At 70.9% G+C, this 309-nt stretch carries 1 protein-coding gene; it reads right to left on the bottom strand.

Translation table 11 applies throughout. The features are described from left to right. The coding region (locus tag ACLJNW_RS24170) for a TolC family protein (RefSeq protein ID WP_410961213.1) at positions 1-309 on the bottom strand (309 nt) is incomplete at both ends.

Below are 309 nucleotides of genomic sequence, written 5' to 3'. Positions count from 1 at the left end.
GCGCGGATCATCGCCCGGTTGACCTCGAGCAGCTCCTGGGTCCGCGCCAAGGCTTCGCGAGCGATGCGCGCCTGCTCCTGGGCGCGCAGCAGCTCCCGGTAGGCGCCGATGACCTGGCTGATGGTCTGCGACACGCTGGCCTTGAGTTGCAGGCGATTGGCGTCTTCGGAGAGACGTGCCAGGCGCAGCGGCGCGGTGGTGACGTCCCAGCCCGCATCGCGCAGCAACGGCTGGACGACGGTCAGGTCGAGGCCATCGCTGCGGTAGCGCCCGGCCTCGTCGGCGGTGCGGAACTGCTTGACCCAGGCC

The organism is Salmonella sp. SAL4457, assembly GCF_046548235.1.
Classification (GTDB): domain Bacteria; phylum Pseudomonadota; class Gammaproteobacteria; order Enterobacterales; family Enterobacteriaceae; genus Salmonella; species Salmonella enterica.
Note: the sequence above shows the minus strand (reverse complement) of the source record. Positions and strands in the feature narration are given on the sequence as shown.